Consider the following 18,255-nt stretch of genomic DNA (forward strand, 5'->3'; position numbering starts at 1 on the left):
CCGCCGATATGATCGCGGCATGCAGGTCGCACGGGTAGGCGCGTAATGGTTCGTAGTCACGGCTGGTCGGGGAACACACCGACCTCCGACGAGGAGGCAATCACCCGCATCCTCGACGCGGCCGACGAGATCATCGCCGAGCGCGGATCCGCGATGCGCATCGCCGACGTCGCCCGCTCACTCGGCGTGACTCGCCAGACTGTGTACCGCTACTTCCCCGGCACCGAAGCGCTCTTGCTCGCAACAGCGATGCGATCCGGCGACGGCTTCCTGGAGCAGCTGGCCAACCACGTCCGCGGCGAGACCGATGCCGTCACCGCGGTGATCGAGGGCCTGGCCTTCGCGATCGAAAACTTGTCCAAGGACGAGCGTATCGGGTTCATGATGACCAAGCGATCGCGCGGCGAGGTCGCCCCGTCGCTCACCTCCGATACCGCGCTTTCGTTCAGCCGATCCATGCTGCACCGATACGAGGTGGACTGGGAGGCAAACGGTTTCGACGAAGAGGCCCTCGGTGAGCTGTCCGAGTTTTGCCTCCGGGTGCTGTATTCGTTTCTCATCGATACCGCCAAGACCCCGCGCCATGGGGAGAACCTGCGCACCTTCCTGGCCCGGTGGGTCGGACCAGCGGTCATCTACCCACGTTTCACCGATGCGATGGGATCCCTCACGAAAGTGACGGCGCCGCCGACGCGATCGCGACGACGTTCCGCTTCCTGACTAGAGACGCAGCGCGCGGGCGGCCAACGTCGCGAGGTCGCCCTGCAGATTCGTGATCGGGGCACTCCCACGTAGATGAATCACGTTCGTCAGAAGGATGACGTAGGTGTCTGAGCCCGGATCGATCCACAGCGATGTTCCGGTGAACCCCACATGGCCGAAACTGCCGATGGGGAACACCATTCCCCGTGGCTTGGAATGGCCGGTGTCGATGTCCCAGCCGAAACCGCGCAGATTCTGGCCCGCGATCGCCGGATAGTGCGGGGCGAGCAGCGGATGCTCTGTGTTCGGGGTCGCCGCGATAGCTTCCTGGGTCGCGGCGTTCGCCGCCGCTATTTGTCCGGGAGTATGCCCTGGCTGCTCGGGACTCGTCATGAGCTGCAAGGTCGCCTGTGTGAGCGGAAACGTGCTCGGCCGGCCCGCCAGCCGATCCAGCAACGCTTGGGCATAGATGCTCATGTCGTGCGCCGTCGAGAAGACACCGGCACTGCCGGCGACGCCACCCATGCGGCGCGCAGTCGGATCGTGCACGGTGCCGCGCAGCAGGAAGTCGAGGTCGGGGTTGGCGCCCGGAGCGGCGCGACCTTCCTCGTCACGCGCGGTCGGCGCCACCCGTGGCAAGATATCGGCGCTCCAGTCGTCCGGAGGGCAGGTGCTCGTTGGTCCAGGAAGCCATGCGACCGCGGATCCTCTGATCTGGTGCGGCCCACACGCTTTCGCCGGCGGCAGATATCGAGTATCCCCCATGCCGAGCGGCTCGAAGACATTCTGCTGCACGTAAACGTCTTCCGGTTGACCGGTGATCCTCTCCACCATCAAGCCGAGCAATATGAAGTTGACGTCGGAGTAGCGGAAGCCCGCACCGGGGGCCGCCTCCAGTGGCTTGGCGAGCGCGCGGCGGATGCCTTGAGCCTTGTCCGGTCCATTCAGACCCCACGGATCGCGAAGATCTAGTTCGCCCACCAAACCCGAAGTGTGCGTGAGCAACATACGCACCGTCACGTCGGCGCGTTGCGGATCATGCCCGGGGTTGAAGTCGGGCAGATATGTCTCTACGGCGTCATCGAACTGGACCTTGCCCTGTTCGTACAGCTGCATGACAGCGGTCGACGTCGCGAGCGATTTTGTCAACGACGCCAAATCGAAGATCGTGTCCTCGGTCATCGGCTCTTCGGGTGCCGGTGCTCCATCCGGTCCCGGTTCACCGGCGAGCTTGCGCATTCCGAAGGCCTGCTCGAACACGGTCGTGCCGCCGTGTCCTACCACGACCACCGCCCCAGGGAGCTCGTGTGCCGCGATCGCGTCGTTGATGAGCGCGGTGACGGTGTCGAAGTCCTTGTTAGGGATCGGTTTTGGCGTTATTGAAGGCGTCACGGACGTTGTGGTCTGCGTCGCCTGCGTGCTTTCAACAGGTTCGGGTTGGCGCACCTCACCGCACGACGTCGTCGCGGCGAGTGCCAGCAGGACAGCAGCGACAGCGCGGGCCTTACCTGAAGCTGTCATCGCCACCTCATCGGATCAACCCTCAGCATATGTAGTCGGGACCTTGTTACCATCGCGGCGTGGTCGACTCGAGTGCGCCACCCGGTCGCGGCGTAGCGCCAACCCGCCGAGAGGTACTGAAATATGCCCTCTCGGCACCTGCTTTGCTGATTGCCGGGTCCGCCGCGGCGACCATGGGTACCCCTGAGGCGTCGGCCGCGCCCGCGAAACTGATCGATTTCACGCACCGGCAGGTCGCTCCTGAGCTGATCAAGTCGGCGGGCTTCGACGGCGCGCTTGTCTATGTGTCCGAGTTGCGGCCTAACGCGGACTTCGATTTCAAGCCCGTCACCCGTGGATATGCGGACGGGTTGCGCGCGGAGGGGCTCGAAGTCGTCAGCTGCTATCAGTACGGAAAGCCCAATTGGCCGAACGCTCCGTCGGATTACACCCGCGGCTTCGACGGTGGCGTGGCGGACGGGCAGACGGCAATGCGACTGCACACCGCGGCCGGCGGACCGGATTCCGCGCCGATCTTCTTCAGCGTCGACGAGGACATCGACCTCGATATCTGGAACAGCGTTGCGGTGCAGTGGTATCGCGGCATCAACTCGGTGCTCGGTGTGAACCGCACCGGCATGTACGGACATGCGAACGCATGCGCATGGGCGATCCAAGACGGTGTAATCGGACCGTCGACCAGTCCCGGCCACGCGTGGGCGTGGCAGACGAGAGCGTGGTCCGACGGTGCGCGCGAGCCGGCGGCTGTGCTGTATCAGGACGTGATCGTCACATCCACCGACCCGGGGGTCATTCTCGGCGGGACCAGCGTGGACGTGGATCTGGTCCTAGCGCCCGACTTCGGGCAGTGGTCGCTGCCGCGGTAGTCACGACTGCCGATGTCGCCGCCGGGGCGGCTCCGCGCTCCAAGAAACCTGCAAGGCCCGTGCACCAATCTGCTGTCAGCAAGTGCGGGGGCCCCACCCGACGAGGTCCCCGCACTTGCCGCAGCAAGTTCGGGTCAGTAGTTGTTGCAGGTGTTGGCGATCGCCGCCATGGCGCCGAAGTACTTCTGACCCCATGACGTGGCCTGGTACTCCTGAGCGAGCTGCACGCGTTCGCCCGGAGGCGCGGACAAGAAATTGCTCAGCATCACACCTGCGAGCGGGTTCGCATTGAACTTCTCCGCCAGCGCGGGATTCTCGCTGCTCAGGGCTGCCATGACCTGCGGATAGCTGCAGGTGGTATCGATGATGGGGTCTGCGGACGCCACCCCGAGTCCAGCGGTTAACGACAGCGCAGTACCACCGATAGCGGTGATCACCAGGCTTTTCAATGAATTGAGCATGATCCGGGGACCTTCCAACTTATGCAGTGGCCCCCGACTGGCCCTGACTTCAACAGTGCACCCATGGTAGCTCGCGATTGCTCCGCCGTCACGAAAAGTGCTAGAGCCGGCCGGTCTTCTCCCTCTAGACACATAGTGGTAGGTCAGGCCCCCTAGAGTGGCTCGCACGTAGCCGAAAAGCGAAAGGACAGGGATGTCTGACAACGTGGTGGCCCCAAAAATCACCGGTGGCGAAACACTGCCCTTCGCGCCCACCCCTTCGGCGAGCATCGCGGGACGCACGCTTCAGGAATCCACCTACGCCCAGCGGGTCGTGCCCCGACGTCTACCGGAAAACGCGCCGAATGTCGTCATCGTGCTCATCGACGACGCGGGCCCAGGTCTGCCCACGACCTTCGGTGGCGAGGTACGCACCGACACCATGGACAGGGTGTGCGCTGACGGAGTCTCCTACAACAGGTTTCACACCACCGCGATGTGCTCGCCAACGCGGGCGTCACTGTTGACGGGCCGCAATCACCACGAGATCGGCAACGGTCAGATCGCCGAGCTGGCCAACGATTGGGACGGGTACGCGGGAAAGATTCCACGTAGCAGCGCGACGGTCGCCGAAGTGCTCAAGCAATACGGATACGCCACCTCGGCGTTCGGGAAGTGGCACAACACGCCCGCCGAGGAGACCACCGCGGCCGGCCCCTTTGAAAACTGGCCCACCGGACTGGGATTCGAGTACTTCTACGGATTTCTCGCCGGTGAGGCTTCTCAGTACGAGCCGCATCTCGTGCGCAACACGACGGTCGTCGCACCCACCAAAACCCCCGAAGAGGGCTACCACCTGTCAGAGGACCTGGCCGACGACGCCATCGGCTGGCTGCGGCGGCACAAGGCGTTCAACGCGGACAAGCCGTTCTTCATGTACTGGGCCAGCGGCTGCCTGCACGGACCGCACCACATCATGAAGGAATGGTCCGATAAGTACGCCGGCAAGTTCGACGAGGGCTGGGATGCCTACCGCGAGCGAGTCTTCGCGCGCGCCAAGGAGAGTGGCTGGATCCCGCAGGACTGCGCGCTCACCGAGCGCGACGAGAAGCTGGCATCGTGGGACAGCATCCCCGAGGACGAGAAACCATTTCAGCGACGCCTGATGGAAGTGGCCGCCGGCTTCGCCGAACACGTCGACGTCCAGGTCGGGCGGATCGCCGACGAACTCGACGAACTCGGCTACGGCGACAACACTTTGTTCTTCTACATCTGGGGGGACAACGGGTCGTCGGGCGAAGGTCAGAACGGGACGATTGCGGAACTTTTGGCGCAGAACGGAATTCCCACCACGGTCCGGCAGCACATCGATGTCCTCGATGAACTCGGCGGGCTGGACGTGCTGGGCTCACCGCTGGTCGACAACCAGTACCACGCTGCGTGGGCGTGGGCGGGCAGCACTCCGTACAAGGGCATGAAGCTGCTCGCCTCGCACCTCGGCGGTACCCGTAACCCGATGGCGGTCAAGTGGCCCAGCCAGATTCAGCCCGACGCCGCGCCGCGGGACGCGTTCCTGCACTGCAATGACGTCGTCCCGACGATCTACGACGTCATCGGGATCGAGCCGCCGCTCGTCGTCAACGGCACCCCGCAGATCCCACTAGCCGGTTCGAGTTTCGCACGCACGCTCACCGACCGATCGGCCGAAGGCGGCAAGAAGACCCAGTACTTCGAGATCATGGGCAGCCGAGCGATCTACCACGACGGCTGGCTGGCCAGCGCGCGCGGTCCACGGCTGCCGTGGGTGCCCGGTCAGCCCGAGGGCATCGCGACCTGGACACCTGACAACGACCAGTGGGAGCTGTACCACCTGGACGAGGACTGGTCACAGGCCAACGACCTCGCCGACGCGCATCCCGACAAGCTGGTCCAGATGCGGGAGATGTTCGCCATCGAGGCCGCGCGGAACTCAGTGCTGCCCGTCGGCGGCGGCCTATGGGTACCCGTCTATCACCCGGAGTTGCGGATCGCTCCGCCCTACAAGGAGTGGGAGTTCTCCGGCGACACCGTGCGGATGCCCGAATTCTGCGCACCGGCGCTCGGTAACAAGAACAACACCGTCACGATCGAACTGGATCTGCCCGAGAACGCCAACGGCGTGCTGTACGCCCTCGGGGCGGCCGCGGGCGGACTGACGTGCTATCTCGACGACGGCTACCTCTGCTACGAATACAACCTGTTCATCCTGATGCGCACCAAGATTCGGTCTGAGGCGAAGCTGTCCGCAGGCCCGGCGACGATCACGGTCGACACGCGTTATGCCGAGCAACGCCCGGCGGGTCCGCTCGACGTGTCGCTTCGGGTCGGGGACGACACCGTCGCTACGGGCCAGGTGCCCGTGAGCGCTCCCCTGTTGTTCACCGCGAACGACTGTCTGGATATCGGCACGTGCCTCGGCTCGCCGGTGTCACTGGATTACCGTGAGCGCGCGCCCTTCCCGTTCGAAGGCCATATCCGGCGCGTGCACGTCGCCTATACGTAGGCTCCGAACGTGCACGCAGTGCGAAATTTTGACGAGTTTTTCGCAGTGGACGCACGTTGGATTTGGCACCGAGCAGGCGATCACGGCGAGCGCGTCGTCAGCACCAACCCGGCGTACTTCGCGGACGCCGTGTCGTCGAGATGGGTTCGGTAGACACCGAAACCGCCCGCGTACGGCATGAACACCCGCTTCTTGCCGTCGATGTTCGCACCGAGGTACCACGACGACTGCGCCTTGAGGAACAGCGTGCGTGCGGCCGCCTCGCCCACATGCTCAGTCCACGCCACCGCGGCGTCGCGCCGCGGCTCGACCTCGGTAATGCCCTGATCGCGCGCCGCGGCCATGAGCTTTACCGCCCAGTCGACCTGAACCTCCGCGTGCAACACCATGTTCGCGAGCACCGAAGGGCTGCCGGGCCCGCTGAAGCTGAACAGATTCGGAAGTCCGGGAACCATCACTCCCAGGAACGTCACCGGCCCGTTCGCCCAGACATGCGACAGCCGGTCGCCGCGGGGACCCACCGGATCGATGCGCGTCATCGCTCCGGTCAACGCGTCGAATCCCGTGGCGAACACCAAGACATCGCACGGGTAGATCGCGGCGCTCGTGCGGACGCCGTCGGCCGTGACCTCCTCGATCGGCTCGCGCCGCAGATTCACCAGCGCGACGTTGTGACGATTGAACATCTCGAAATAGCCCGCGTCGGTGCAGATCCGTTTGGTTCCGATCGGGTGGTCCGTCGGGATCAGGTCATGCGCCACAACGGGATCGGCCACGATCTCGCGGATGCGGTCCTCCGCGAACTGCCGCGCGATGTCGTTGGCTTCCAGAACCGACGTCTGATCGGGAAATGTCTTGCTGAACAACACCCCGCCGTCGCGCCACCGCGCCCACAGCGCCTGCAGACGCTCTTCGGGTTCTGTCTCGAGCGCCTTCTTGTGATAAGTGCCGTGCGGTGTACCCGCAGGCGCATACGCCGACTTCTTCCGCCGCTCCGGGTACTCCTCACGAATGCGTTGCAGGTCATCGTCCGACCACGGATGGTTCGGCATGGGAATGGTGTAGTTCGGCGACCGCTGGAACACCGTCAGCGTGTCCGCCTGCTCGGCGAGGATCGGCGTCACCTGGATGCCCGACGATCCCGTGCCGATGACACCCACCCGCTTGCCGCGCAGATCCGGATGCTCACGCGGCCAGGCCGCCGTGTAGTACACCTCCCCCGCGAAGCCATTGAGGCCGGGAATGTCGGGCCGGTTGACCGCGGACAGACATCCTGTCGCGCACAACAGGAATCGGCCGCGGTGGGACTCGCCCGTCGAGGTCTCGACCACCCACTGCCCGGCGTCGAAGCGCGCGCTGATCACCGTGGTGTCGAATCGGTAGTGCTTGCGTAGATCGAACCGGTCCGCCACATGATCGAGATAGGCAAGGATTTCCGGCTGCGCCGCGAACCGTTCCGACCACGTCCAGTCGCCCTGCAGGTCCTCGTCGAAAGAGTAGGAGTAGTCGACACTTTCGACATCGCAGCGCGCGCCCGGATACCGGTTCCAGTACCACGTGCCGCCCACGCTCGGCGCCGCCTCTAGACCGAGTACCGTCAAACCGTCCGAGACGCAACGGTGCACCGCATATAGTCCGGCAAAGCCGGCGCCGATGACGATCGCGTCCACGCTCATACCGGAACCCTCATCAGCCCCCGGATATCCGACCACAGCAGATCACGCGCCGAGGTACCGGCGGCAAACGGCATCATCGTCACGAAGCCGTGGAACAGACCGGGGAAATCCCGATGCACCACAGGCACTTTCGCTGCCCCTAGCTTCGCCGCGTAGCCGGCGCCCTCGTCGTGCAGGACATCGAATCCCGCCGTCACGACCACCGCTGGCGGTAGGCCTGCAAGAGTGTCGGCGCGCCCGGGCGCCACCAGTTGCGTCGGCGCGGCGCCGTCGAGGTACTGCTGCCAGTACCACTGCATCGCCGCGCGGGTGTTGACATAGCCGCTGGCGTACGCCTGGTAGCTCGCCGTCTCGAAGGTCGGCTCGATCACGGGATAGATGAGCACCTGGCCCGCGGGCATCAGCACCCCGCGTTCACGACACATCAACGCGACCACCGCCGCCAGGTTGCCGCCCGCGCTGTCACCGGCCACGATCAGCCGCCCGGCATCCACGTCGAGGTCGGCGGCGTGCTCGACGACCCATCGATACGCGGCGTACGCGTCCTCGACGGCCGCGGGCGCGCGGTGTTCGGGAGCGAGCCGATAGTCGACCGACACCACGACGGACTCGGTGTGCCGAGACATCGCCCGGCAGAAGCTGTCGTGCGAGTCCAGGTCGCACAGCGCGAATCCGCCGCCATGGAAGAAGACCACCGCAGGGTGAGATGCGCCGTCGCCGTGCGGGCGGTAGATCCGCACCGGGAGGTCGCCGCCCGGACCTGTGATGACGCGGTCGTCGGCGCTCGCGACGTCGTCGAGGTTTTCGACGGGCAGCCGGCGGCCGACGAGGATCGCCCTGACCTCCGGTGCCGTCATCGTCTCGACCGCGGGAAAGGCGCCGTCGACGGTGCGCATGAATGCCTGAACGCCGTCGTCCACGATTCGAACCGTATCCCACGGTTGGCTGGTTACGATCACGAAAAGCCACCCTGAGGAGGTCTCATGGCCGCTCCTAATCTGCCTGCCGGCTTCGATTTCACCGATCCCGACATCTACGCCTCCCGCCTACCCATGGAGGAGCTCGCCGAGGTCCGACGCGCGGCCCCGATCTGGTGGAACGAGCAGGCCCCCGACGCCGGCGGCTACCGCGACGGCGGTTTCTGGGTGGTCAGCAAGCACCGCGACGTCCGCGAGGTGTCGCTGCGCAGCGACGTGTTCTCCGCGGCCGCGAAGACCGTCGTCCCGCATTTCAAGCCTTCGGTCGACGTCGAGGGACAGATCGCTGCGTCGAAGTTGTCGCTGCTGATGATGGACGACCCTGAGCACGCCCGGCTGCGCAAGATCGTCTCGCGAGGGTTCACGCCGCGCGCCGTCGACCGACTACGCGCCGAGCTGAACGAACGGGCGCAGCGGATCGCCGCCGAAGCGGCGACGCACACCTCAGGTGACTTCGTCCTCGACGTCTCTCGTGAGTTGCCGTTGCAGGCGATCGCCGAACTCCTGGGTGTTCCGCTGGAGGATCGGGAGAAGTTGTTCGACTGGTCCAACCAGATGGTCGGCGGTGACGATCCCGAGTTCGAGGAACACAACTCTCTGGGCGCGGTCGTCGAATTGATCGGCTACGCGATGGAATTGGCGAAGCTACGGGAGAAGGAGCCGGGCGACGACATCGTGAGCACGCTGATCGACTCCGAAGCCGACGGTCAACTCACCGAGGCCGAGTTCGGGATGTTCGTTGTCACGCTTGCGGTCGCGGGTAATGAGACGAGCCGCAACTCGATCACGCAGGGCATGATGGCGTTCACCGATTTCCCTGATCAATGGGAGCTGTTCAAGCAGCGGCGACCGAAGACTGCCGCCGACGAGATCATCCGCTGGGCCAGTCCGATCACGGCGTTTCAGCGCACCGCTCTGGTGGATACGGAACTATCAGGTGTGCCGATCAAGAAGGGCCAGCGCCTGGTGCTCTTCTACCGGTCCGCCAACTTCGACGAAGACGTCTTCGACGACCCGTATACGTTCAACATTCTGCGAGATCCGAACCCGCACCTGGGTTTCGGTGGAACTGGCGCGCACTACTGCGTCGGCGCCAACCTCGCGCGGATGACGATCGACCTGATGTTCAACGCGATCGCCGATCACCTACCCGACCTACGACCAGTGTCGGCGCCGGAGAGGCTGCGGTCGAGCTTCATCAACGGCATCAAGCACTGGCAGGTCGACTACCGAACGACCGCCACCGTGTAGCAACGGCTGCGGGCCTCGCGGCCCCACAGCACACCGTCACCCGCGGTGACGCCCTCCTGGATCAGTGCGCGCTTGAGGATCTTGTTCGTCGCGGTCTGAGGCAGGTCGTCGTTGATCCGCACGTAGCGCGGCCACGCCTTCGGTGACAGGTCCTGCTGTGCGGCAAGGAAATCCTCGAACTGCTGCGGTGTGAGTTCCTGGTTGAGGACGAGGGCCGCCATCACCTGGTCGCCGACGTGTTCGTCGGGCACGGCGTACACCGCGACCAGGCCGATCTCGGGCATGCGTTGCAGAATCCGCTCGACCGGGCCGGCCGCGAGATTCTCGCCGTCGACTCGCATCCAGTCGGCGGTGCGGCCGGCCAGGAAGATCCATCCGTCGGCATCGCGGTAGGCGAGGTCGCCCGACCAGTACATCCCGTGCCGCATCCGCTCGTCGGTGGCCGACTGGTCGTTGTAGTAGCCGGTGAAACCACCCGATCCGTAGGTGTTGACCAACTCCCCCACGGCGTCGTCGAAGTTGGCCAGCGCGCCGTGCTCATCGAATTCCGCAGTCGCGCATTCGGTCACAGTGTCGGCGTGGTACACGCTGACCCCCGGATAGCCCTTGCCAATCGATCCCGGCGGGCATCCATCCTCGCGCATCACCACGACCGCGAACTCGCTCGACCCGAAGCTGTCCACCACTCGGCAGCCGAACCGCGTGGCGAACAGGTCGATATCGCGTTCGGTCGCTTCATTGCCGAACGCCGCGCGCAGTGTGTTGTCGGCGTCGTCGGGCTTCTCCGGCGTCGCGAGGACGAGAGCGAGCGGCTTGCCGACGTAGTTCATGTACGTGGCGCCGTAGTGCCGGATATCTGGCAGGAACCGCGACGGTGAGAACTTCGCGGGCACCATCGTCGCGCCACAGGCGATCGCGACGGCCCATCCCGCCGCCACGCCATTCGAGTGGAACAGCGGCATCGACAGGTAGGCCACATCGTCGGCGGTGAGCTCGAAGCGGTCTACCAGGCTCGCGCCGCACAGCACCGCCATCGCGTGCGCGAACCGCACCGCCTTGGGGTCGCCACTGGTTCCCGAGGTGAAGATCATCAGAGCGGTGTCCTGACCGGTGACTTCGCGGTGCGGGACAAGCGGTTTCGCCGCGTGCACGGCCGACTTATACTCAGCGCTGTCGACGTCGACGACGGTGGCGCCGCCGAGGTCCAGTCCGTCCAGCAGCGGCAGATGGTCGGTGTCGACAAGCACCAGTCGGCAGTCGGCGCGCCGGATGTCAGTCGCCAGCCCCTCGCCGCGCCGCGTCGTGTTGATCCCGCACAGCACGTAGCCGCCGAGCGCGGCGGCGGCCATCGACCGCAGCATCTCCGGCGTATTGCCCAGCAGCGCACCGACATGCAGCGGCCCATCCGTGGCGGCCATGTCGATCAGGACCGCGGCCTCCGCCGACGCTTCTCCCAGGTGCTCGCGCCACGTCCACGTCCGGTCGCCGTGCAGCATTGCGAGGCCGTCGTCGTCCTTGCGGGTGCGCAGCAGCTGTTGCACCGTTTCAATCATGGGCGGGCCGGTAGCGGAGCAGGGTCACCCCGTCCTCGTCACAGAACACCGGGGAGACGCGCATGCCGATCCGGATGTCCTCCGGTGCCACATCGATGAGCTCGGTGCTCACTCGCGGACCGGCGTCCCATTTGACGACAGCCAGCAGTTGCGGCTGTTTCTCAGCCCATGGCGGTCCGGTCGGTCGGCGCGCGACGGTGTAGGTGTACACCGTTCCCGCACCGTCGATCTCGCGCCATTCAAGGTCCTCGGCGAGGGTGCCGGGCGCCAACGTGCGCGGGTAGAACACGTATTTACCCGACGATGGCGAGTATTGAATCAGTATTCGATGCTCGCGCAACGCATCCCAGTACGGCTGGGATACGGGTGTCGGTTCTGGCGTGGGCGTGGCCATCTCGGATCCGTCCTTCTTCGCGCGAGCGCTCATCAGTCACCTCCCAGGATCAAGGCGACCTGCTCGCTCATGATGCCGCCGGTGCCGCTGACGAACGCCGTGTTGCAGTCGGACACCTGGGCGGCGGCCGCGCGTCCCATCACCTGCCGCGCACCGTCGACGACGTGATGCATACCGCCTGCCATACCTGGCTGCCCGTACGACAGTTGCCCGCCCGCGGTGTTGAGCGGGAAGTCGCCGCGGAAGGTCAGATCGTGGTCAGTCAGCCACGTCATGCCCTCACCTTTGGGACAGAATCCCGCGTCCTCGAGTGTCATCAGCACGGTGATCGTGTAGCAGTCGTACACCGACGCCACGTCGATGTCGGACCGCTGTAGCCCTGCCATCGCGAACGCGCGTTCCGCGGACCGAGTGACCGGCGTGTTGAGCAGATCGTCGGCGTAAGTCGGCGTCTTGAATCGGATGTGCTCCCCGAAACCCTTGAGCCACACCGGGCGATGGCGGCCACGGCGTGCCACATCGGCGTTGGCGATCAATACGCCGGAGCCGCCCTGCACGCGCATCACGGTTTCGAGCATGTGGATCGGGTCGGCGATCACCGGGCTGTTGAGTACGTCGTCGACGGAGATCGGTGTGCCGTGAAAGACGGCGCCGGGGTGCGCGCACGCGTTGGTCCGCTGGTCCACCGCGATCTTGGCCAATGCTGCGGCGTCGTAGCCGAATTCGTACCCATAGCGCTGCGCGATCTGTGCGAAGGGTCCGTTCTGGCCTACGTTGCCGAACGGGATCTCGAATTCGGCCTGCGGCGAACCGTAGTGGTTGCTCGACGCGCCGTACCAGCTGAGTGTGCGCCCAGGCTTCGCCTCCGACCGGGGGATCTCGGTGGACCCGGGAACTACGGCGAGCACCGCATCGCACAGTCCCAGTTCGACGGCGGCGGCGGCGCGCCACACCATGCCGGCCGCGGTCGCGCCGCCGAGGTCGACGCGGTCGCCGAAGTTCAGCGGCAGACCCAGGTATTCGGACAGCGTGGCCGGGGCGAACATGTCGGACTCCGCGATGCCATGTGTCGAAAGGCCGTTCACGACAGCAGGATCCACACCGGCGTCCTCGATGACCATCTTGGCGAGGCGCGCGTACTGATCCAGGGTGAACGACGGCGGGCCGCTCTGCCGCTTCTCGGCGGGCAGCTCCGCGATACCGATGATCGCCGCCTCGCCACGCAGACCCGTCACGTCGCGGCTTTCGACGGCAGCGCGACGGTCGCGGTGCCCGGCATCAGGACCTCGTCGCCGCGTTTGCAGTAGATGTCGAGGTCCACGAGGCCGTCTTCCCGTTTCCCGGTGATGACGCCGCCAAAGGTCAACTGCTGTCTGGGATACGCGATCGCGCGGTTCTGGACGGAGAACGCGACCAGCCGTCCCGCGCCACCGATCCAGTCGGTCAGCGCCCGCGACAGCAGCGCCGCCTGCAACGGACCCTGGACAAGGACGTTGTCATAGCCCTCGGTATCGCGGGCCCAGTCCTTGTCATAGTGGATGCGGTGGCCGTTGTACGTGGCCGCGCTGAAGAAGAACATCTGCGTCTCGTCGACGCTCGCCGTCAGTGCGGGAATTTCGTCACCAGTGTCGACGTCCTCGAACAACACTTGCTCGCGAGCAGACGTGAAACCCCCCTTTTGTGGCGCATTTTGGGGGTTTTTGCGTTCCCCAGCTGACGCGTGGGCCCAGCTCGCGGAACGATCGGCAGTCATGCGGGGCGCGCGATCATCGACGTTGATGCCTCGGCGAGAAGCTCACGATGCTGGTTGCGGTATTCGGAACGCCAAGTCACCACCACGAATCTGCCGGACCGACCTTCCTTCTCGACGATCGACTCGACGGTGCGTGTCATTTCGATCGCGTCGCCGTGGTAGGCGGGCAGGTGAAAGCTGGTGCTCTCCCCTCCGGCCATGCGTCGCGGCGCCTTCGGGAACGCCATGCTGCCAGTCACCGCACCGGACGACCCATCGGGCCGCAACTCGCCGAGTGCGGCGACACCGAGGACCGAGTACTGCAGATACATCGGCGGGCAGATGATGTCGCGATAGCCGTGCTGCCGCGCGTAGTCCGCGTCAAACCACAACGGGTTGTGATCGCCGACCGCGGCGGCCCAACGCTGCCAGTCCCGCCGGTACACCTCGCCGGAGGCGACGGCGACCACGGTGCCGACCTTGGCCGCCGAGTCGGCGTCGATGAGGCTGTCCGTACTCACCGCGCGCCTGCCCAGTTCGTCTTCCCGTCAAGCCATTTCGCGGCGACATCCGCGCCGCCGCCCAGCGTCGCAAGCACCCGCGCGCGTTCGGAGAACAGGTGGAGGCCGGTGTCGACGACGTACCCCATCCCTCCGTGCAGCTGATGCGCGTCGAGGGTGATCTTCTTGACATCGGCGGCCCGCATCCGCGCGATCGCGGTCTCGCGCGTGGCCGTACTGCCGCGGCCGATCCAGAACGTCGCCGATTGCGCCGCCAGCCGCGCCGCCGCCAGCGCGATGTGCATGTCGGCGACCACGTGCTGCGCGGCCTGAAACGACGCGATCGGTCGGCCGAACTGTTCGCGCATCGTCGTGTAGGCGACGGTGCGGTCGATCACCGCGTCGCCGACCCCCACGAGATCCAGACAGTCCAGTGCCACAATGGCATTAGCCATCCGTCGCAGTGTTTCCTCGTCGACGGGCGTGGGCTCGTCGACCAGGACGTCGTCGAACCGGACCGTGAACACTCCGAAGCCGCCCATGATGGGCAGCGGCTCGATCTCGATCCCGTTCGCCGCGGTGTCGACGGCGACGACGCCCGCGTCGGCGCTCGCGACGATCACATCGGCTTGGTCAGCGTCCGCTACGTAGTCAGCACTGCCGCTCACCCGCCATGTATCGCCGTCGCGGCGCACGCGCAGTCGGGGCGTCACGTCGGCGGCATCACGGGGATTGAACAGCGCATATGTGCCGCGCGCCTCGCCCGACGTCAACCGGGGCAGCCACGCCGATCCGACACCTAACCAGTCCACAGCCAGCGCCGCGTACACCGTGCTCTGAACGACTTTGGGGCACAACGCCCGTCCCGCCTCGACGCAGAACACGCCGATGTCGTTGAGGCTGCCGTCGACCACCAACCCGAGGACACCCGCCGAGGCCAGCGCCTTCCACTGCGCGTCCGGATCGAGATCGGCCGCCAGAACGCTGCGGCACATCGCGGCCAGATCGCGCTCGTCCTGCGAAGGAATCACCCGCATACCGTCACCTCCCGTACGACGGCATCCGGTGACCGCGCTGAGCGATCACATCACGAAGAACCTCGTTGGTGCCGCCGCCGAACCGCATCAGCGGTGACACGCGGTAGAGCCGCTCGAAGAATCCGTCCACGGGTGCGCCCGCGCTGCGATGCGCCCGCAGGCCCTCGGGACCTAGCATGTCGATGGCGAGATCCGCGATCCGCTGCCGCAGCTCGCTGGTGAAGATCTTCTCGACGCTGACCTCCACGGAGGGGATGCGGCCACTGTCGAGCATCGAAGCCGCCTCCAGACCCATCAACCGAGCGACCTCGACATCGGCCTCAGCTTGCGCCAGCCGCCGACGGAACGCCGGATCGGGGTCACTGACGAGCGCGGTCAGCTCATCGAGCGCGCGGCGCAGGTCGCCCACATTGATGAGCGCACCGCGCTCCAGATCCAGCGCGCCGGTGATGTAGGTCCAGCCCATGTTCAGCTCACCGATCAGGTTGGTGACCGGCACCCGGACGTCGCGGAAAAACGTCTCGTTGGTCCGGTAGCCAGACCACGCGTACAGCGGGTGGATCTCGATACCAGGACTGTCGATCGGAACCGCGATCACCGAGATGCCACGGTGCCGCGGCGCATCCGGGTCGGTGCGCACACACAGCCACTCGTGGGTGGATCGCTGGGCCCCGCTGTTCCAGATCTTGGAGCCGTTGATCACCCATTCGTCACCATCGCGCACCGCACGCGTGCGCAGGCTGGCGAGATCGGTGCCCGCGTTGGGTTCGGAGTAGCCGAGCGCGAACACGATCTCGCCCCTGGCGATGCCCGGCAGGAACTCCTTCTTGTTCTGCTCCGTGCCGTGCCTCATGATCATCGGCGCCACCGACGTCACCGTCAGGTCGGGTCCGGGAACGCCGACGTACTCGAACTCGCCCATCAGCAGGTGCTGGTGCATGGCGGTGAGCCCGAGGCCGCCGTATTCCTTGGGCCAGTTCAGCCCGAACCAGCCCTTCTCGCCGATCTTGCGCCGAAACGCCGTCAGCTCACCGCCCTGGTGTTCCAGTCCGTGCTCGGCCATCTCTGCACGTAGCGCGGCGGTCGCGTGCTCGTCGAGGAACTGCCGTACTTCGGCGACCCAGGCCCGCTGCTCGTCATCGAGCTCGAAATCCACGCAGGCGACACTATCGAGAAAGTGTTCACGCGGCGGGCGAACGCACGTTGTCCCAGGCCATCCGAAAGGGCCCGTCACCGGCATAGTTCGTCGCCCGCGCGTCCTGGTTTGTAGTCTTCGTGGATGCCGTTTGAGAACGGCGAGGTCTTCGCCGGCTACGTGATCCAGCGATTGCTGGGCACCGGTGGTTCGGGCGAGGTCTACCTCGCCCAACATCCTCGCCTGCCCCGTCAGGATGCGCTGAAGGTGCTCTCACTGGATTCAACGGCCGATGAGGAGTTCCGCGCGCGGTTCAACCGCGAGGCCGAACTGGCGGCCACGTTGTGGCACCCACACATCGTCGGTGTGCTCGATCGTGGTGAGTTCAAGGGCCGGCTCTGGATCTCGATGGACTACGTGGACGGCACCGATGCGGGCCGACTGCTTCGCGAGAACTACACCGGCGGCATGCCGGAACAGGAAGTCTTCGAGATCGTGACGGCCATGGCCGATGCGCTCGATTTCGGTCACGAGCGACGTCTGCTTCATCGTGACGTCAAACCGGAGAACATTCTCGTTGCCGCCGCCGATGGTCATCGGCGACGGGTGCTGCTGACCGACTTCGGGATCGCTCGCCGGATCGACGACGCAAGCAACCTCACGAACACCAACATCGCACTGGGCACGATCAATTACGTGGCGCCCGAGCAGCTGCTCGGCAAGCCGCTCGACGGCCGGGCGGATCAGTACGCACTGGCAGCCACGACGTTCCATCTGTTGACGGGGACGCCGGTGTTTCAAGACCCGAATCCCGCCGTCATCATCAGCCACCATCTGGGTACGACGCCGCCGCGGATATCGGAGCGTCGACCCGATCTCGCGCATCTCGACGATGTGCTGGCGCGGGCGCTGTCCAAAGACCCGACGCTGCGCTACCCGACGTGCATGGGCTTCGCGCGAGCCCTCACCCAGTCGAGTCCACGCCCGCAGGCACCGACCACGGACGCCGCCGAGACCTCAAGTGAGCGCCCGGTCACGCAACGTCTGGAACGTCTTGTCATTCATGGCACTGCGCGAGGCGTACAGCGCCGCGCTCTCGGCGCCCAAGCGGAGATCGGACTGCTGTCGTTTCACCTGGTGCCGTTCGAACCGGTCGCCGGGCGGACTGCTCCGGTCCCCGTGGAGATACAGACTGAGCTCGTCGCGGATCAGCTCACCGATGGGGACGAGGTCGAGGTCAGCGGAACCTGGGACGGCGATGGCCTTGATGCGGACACGATCGTCAACATCTCAGCCGGCCCGAAACGGCGGCGGCCGCAGGTCCCGGCGCCTAAACCACCCCAAGACGACGCACCAACCAACACTCGTAATCGCTGGCTGATCCCGATTGCAGCACTTATCGCAGTGATCGCGCTGGCGGCGGGCGCGGTACTTTATTTCACGACCGGATCCGGCGTCTCGCGCGGCCCCGGTCCGATCGTCAAACCTGAGAGCGCGACCGTCTTCTCTCCCGGCGGTTCGACGGACAACCCGCAAGACGCGGGCAAGGCCATCGACGGTGACCCGAATACCGCATGGTCCACTGTCACCTATCGCGACGCAGTTCCCTTTCCGACGTTCATCGAGGGCCAGGGCTTGATGCTGCACCTGGCCGGACCGACGGCACTTAGTGCGGTCACCATCGACATCTCCAGCACGGGAACCGAAGTGCAGATCCGCTCATCGTCGACCGAGAAGCCCGCGGCGTTGGCCGACACCACCGAACTGGCCCCCACCACCACGCTGCAGCCAGGAGAGAACCGTATCGAAATCGAGGATCCGTCCAAGACATCCAATGTCCTGGTGTGGATCTCGAAACTGGGCACGACGGACGGCAAGAGCCGCACGGAGATCTCGGAGGTCACGCTGCAGGCAGCGGGCTGAGTACGC

General features: G+C 65.6%; 16 protein-coding genes. 5 read left to right on the forward strand and 11 right to left on the reverse strand.

Annotated features, from left to right (window positions below):
* Nucleotides 1-45: 45 nt before the first annotated feature.
* Entirely contained in the window at nt 46-720 is a 675-nt protein-coding gene (locus tag ACIA48_RS09990) for a TetR/AcrR family transcriptional regulator (RefSeq protein WP_396730230.1), read from the forward strand.
* Here the strand turns inward: ACIA48_RS09990 and ACIA48_RS09995 are convergent, their stop codons facing one another.
* The gene (locus tag ACIA48_RS09995; protein ID WP_396730232.1) at nt 721-2,223 is read right to left on the reverse strand and encodes a serine hydrolase domain-containing protein; all 1,503 of its coding nucleotides are present in this window, start codon (nt 2,221-2,223) and stop codon (nt 721-723) included.
* A gap of 59 nt (nt 2,224-2,282) precedes the next feature.
* On the opposite strand from ACIA48_RS09995, the gene ACIA48_RS10000 reads away from it, so the two are divergent.
* Nucleotides 2,283-3,089 carry a DUF1906 domain-containing protein gene (locus ACIA48_RS10000; protein ID WP_396730234.1) on the forward strand — a complete coding sequence of 269 codons (807 nt, stop codon included), beginning with the start codon at nt 2,283-2,285 and terminating at the stop codon, nt 3,087-3,089.
* Nucleotides 3,090-3,223: 134 nt separating this feature from the next.
* Here the strand turns inward: ACIA48_RS10000 and ACIA48_RS10005 are convergent, their stop codons facing one another.
* A complete protein-coding gene (locus tag ACIA48_RS10005) occupies nt 3,224-3,550 on the reverse strand; it encodes a hemophore-related protein (protein WP_396730236.1) in 327 nt (108 codons plus the stop codon).
* 193 nt (nt 3,551-3,743) lie between these two features.
* Between ACIA48_RS10005 and ACIA48_RS10010 the strand changes: the two genes are divergently transcribed.
* Nucleotides 3,744-6,071, forward strand: a complete 2,328-nt coding sequence (locus ACIA48_RS10010; RefSeq protein ID WP_396730238.1) for an arylsulfatase — start codon at nt 3,744-3,746, stop codon at nt 6,069-6,071.
* Nucleotides 6,072-6,151: 80 nt separating this feature from the next.
* Here the strand turns inward: ACIA48_RS10010 and ACIA48_RS10015 are convergent, their stop codons facing one another.
* Nucleotides 6,152-7,747, reverse strand: coding sequence for a flavin-containing monooxygenase (locus ACIA48_RS10015; protein ID WP_396730240.1), 1,596 nt, complete (start codon nt 7,745-7,747; stop codon nt 6,152-6,154).
* Nucleotides 7,744-8,667, reverse strand: coding sequence for an alpha/beta hydrolase (locus tag ACIA48_RS10020; protein ID WP_396730242.1), 924 nt, complete (start codon nt 8,665-8,667; stop codon nt 7,744-7,746). Before ACIA48_RS10020 ends, ACIA48_RS10015 begins: the two co-directional genes overlap by 4 nt.
* A gap of 63 nt (nt 8,668-8,730) precedes the next feature.
* Between ACIA48_RS10020 and ACIA48_RS10025 the strand changes: the two genes are divergently transcribed.
* The gene (locus tag ACIA48_RS10025; protein ID WP_396730244.1) at nt 8,731-9,975 is read left to right on the forward strand and encodes a cytochrome P450; all 1,245 of its coding nucleotides are present in this window, start codon (nt 8,731-8,733) and stop codon (nt 9,973-9,975) included.
* On the opposite strand, the gene fadD1 is transcribed toward ACIA48_RS10025, so the two are convergent.
* The 7 genes from fadD1 to ACIA48_RS10060 all read right to left on the reverse strand — a co-directional run bounded on the left by fadD1 (nt 9,951) and on the right by ACIA48_RS10060 (nt 16,347).
* The gene (gene fadD1 / locus ACIA48_RS10030) at nt 9,951-11,528 is read right to left on the reverse strand and encodes a fatty-acid--CoA ligase FadD1 (protein WP_396730246.1); all 1,578 of its coding nucleotides are present in this window, start codon (nt 11,526-11,528) and stop codon (nt 9,951-9,953) included. The genes ACIA48_RS10025 and fadD1 overlap by 25 nt on opposite strands.
* On the reverse strand, nt 11,521-11,922 hold the full coding sequence (locus ACIA48_RS10035; RefSeq protein ID WP_396730758.1) for a Zn-ribbon domain-containing OB-fold protein: 402 nt from the start codon (nt 11,920-11,922) through the stop codon (nt 11,521-11,523). The genes fadD1 and ACIA48_RS10035 overlap by 8 nt, the downstream gene beginning before the upstream one ends.
* 32 nt (nt 11,923-11,954) lie before the next feature.
* Nucleotides 11,955-13,157: a thiolase family protein gene (locus ACIA48_RS10040; RefSeq protein WP_396730248.1), complete on the reverse strand. Its 1,203-nt coding sequence runs from the start codon at nt 13,155-13,157 to the stop codon at nt 11,955-11,957.
* Nucleotides 13,154-13,570: an acyl dehydratase gene (locus tag ACIA48_RS10045; protein WP_396730250.1), complete on the reverse strand. Its 417-nt coding sequence runs from the start codon at nt 13,568-13,570 to the stop codon at nt 13,154-13,156. Before ACIA48_RS10045 ends, ACIA48_RS10040 begins: the two co-directional genes overlap by 4 nt.
* Before the next feature lie 101 nt (nt 13,571-13,671).
* The gene (locus tag ACIA48_RS10050) at nt 13,672-14,175 is read right to left on the reverse strand and encodes a MaoC family dehydratase (RefSeq protein WP_396730252.1); all 504 of its coding nucleotides are present in this window, start codon (nt 14,173-14,175) and stop codon (nt 13,672-13,674) included.
* The gene (locus ACIA48_RS10055; protein WP_396730253.1) at nt 14,172-15,191 is read right to left on the reverse strand and encodes an acyl-CoA dehydrogenase family protein; all 1,020 of its coding nucleotides are present in this window, start codon (nt 15,189-15,191) and stop codon (nt 14,172-14,174) included. The genes ACIA48_RS10050 and ACIA48_RS10055 overlap by 4 nt, the downstream gene beginning before the upstream one ends.
* 4 nt (nt 15,192-15,195) lie before the next feature.
* The gene (locus ACIA48_RS10060) at nt 15,196-16,347 is read right to left on the reverse strand and encodes an acyl-CoA dehydrogenase family protein (RefSeq protein ID WP_396730255.1); all 1,152 of its coding nucleotides are present in this window, start codon (nt 16,345-16,347) and stop codon (nt 15,196-15,198) included.
* Between the two features lie 123 nt (nt 16,348-16,470).
* Between ACIA48_RS10060 and ACIA48_RS10065 the strand changes: the two genes are divergently transcribed.
* On the forward strand, nt 16,471-18,249 hold the full coding sequence (locus ACIA48_RS10065; protein WP_396730257.1) for a serine/threonine-protein kinase: 1,779 nt from the start codon (nt 16,471-16,473) through the stop codon (nt 18,247-18,249).
* The last annotated feature ends 6 nt before the right edge of the window (nt 18,250-18,255 follow it).

The sequence above is a fragment of the Mycobacterium sp. NPDC051804 genome, assembly GCF_044452905.1.
Taxonomy (GTDB): Bacteria; Actinomycetota; Actinomycetes; order Mycobacteriales; family Mycobacteriaceae; genus Mycobacterium.

Excerpts from the sequence above, each read along its gene's own strand:
- ACIA48_RS10005 (WP_396730236.1), bottom strand. The coding sequence starts at position 3,550 with ATGCTCAATTCATTGAAAAGCCTGGTGATCACCGCTATCGGTGGTACT.
- ACIA48_RS10055 (WP_396730253.1), bottom strand. The coding sequence starts at position 15,191 with ATGCGGGTGATTCCTTCGCAGGACGAGCGCGATCTGGCCGCGATGTGC.
- ACIA48_RS10035 (WP_396730758.1), bottom strand. The coding sequence starts at position 11,922 with ATGGCCACGCCCACGCCAGAACCGACACCCGTATCCCAGCCGTACTGG.
- ACIA48_RS10015 (WP_396730240.1), bottom strand. The coding sequence starts at position 7,747 with ATGAGCGTGGACGCGATCGTCATCGGCGCCGGCTTTGCCGGACTATAT.
- ACIA48_RS10025 (WP_396730244.1), top strand. The coding sequence starts at position 8,731 with ATGGCCGCTCCTAATCTGCCTGCCGGCTTCGATTTCACCGATCCCGAC.
- ACIA48_RS09990 (WP_396730230.1), top strand. The coding sequence starts at position 46 with ATGGTTCGTAGTCACGGCTGGTCGGGGAACACACCGACCTCCGACGAG.
- ACIA48_RS09995 (WP_396730232.1), bottom strand. The coding sequence starts at position 2,223 with ATGACAGCTTCAGGTAAGGCCCGCGCTGTCGCTGCTGTCCTGCTGGCA.
- ACIA48_RS10065 (WP_396730257.1), top strand. The coding sequence starts at position 16,471 with ATGCCGTTTGAGAACGGCGAGGTCTTCGCCGGCTACGTGATCCAGCGA.
- fadD1 (WP_396730246.1), bottom strand. The coding sequence starts at position 11,528 with ATGATTGAAACGGTGCAACAGCTGCTGCGCACCCGCAAGGACGACGAC.
- ACIA48_RS10010 (WP_396730238.1), top strand. The coding sequence starts at position 3,744 with ATGTCTGACAACGTGGTGGCCCCAAAAATCACCGGTGGCGAAACACTG.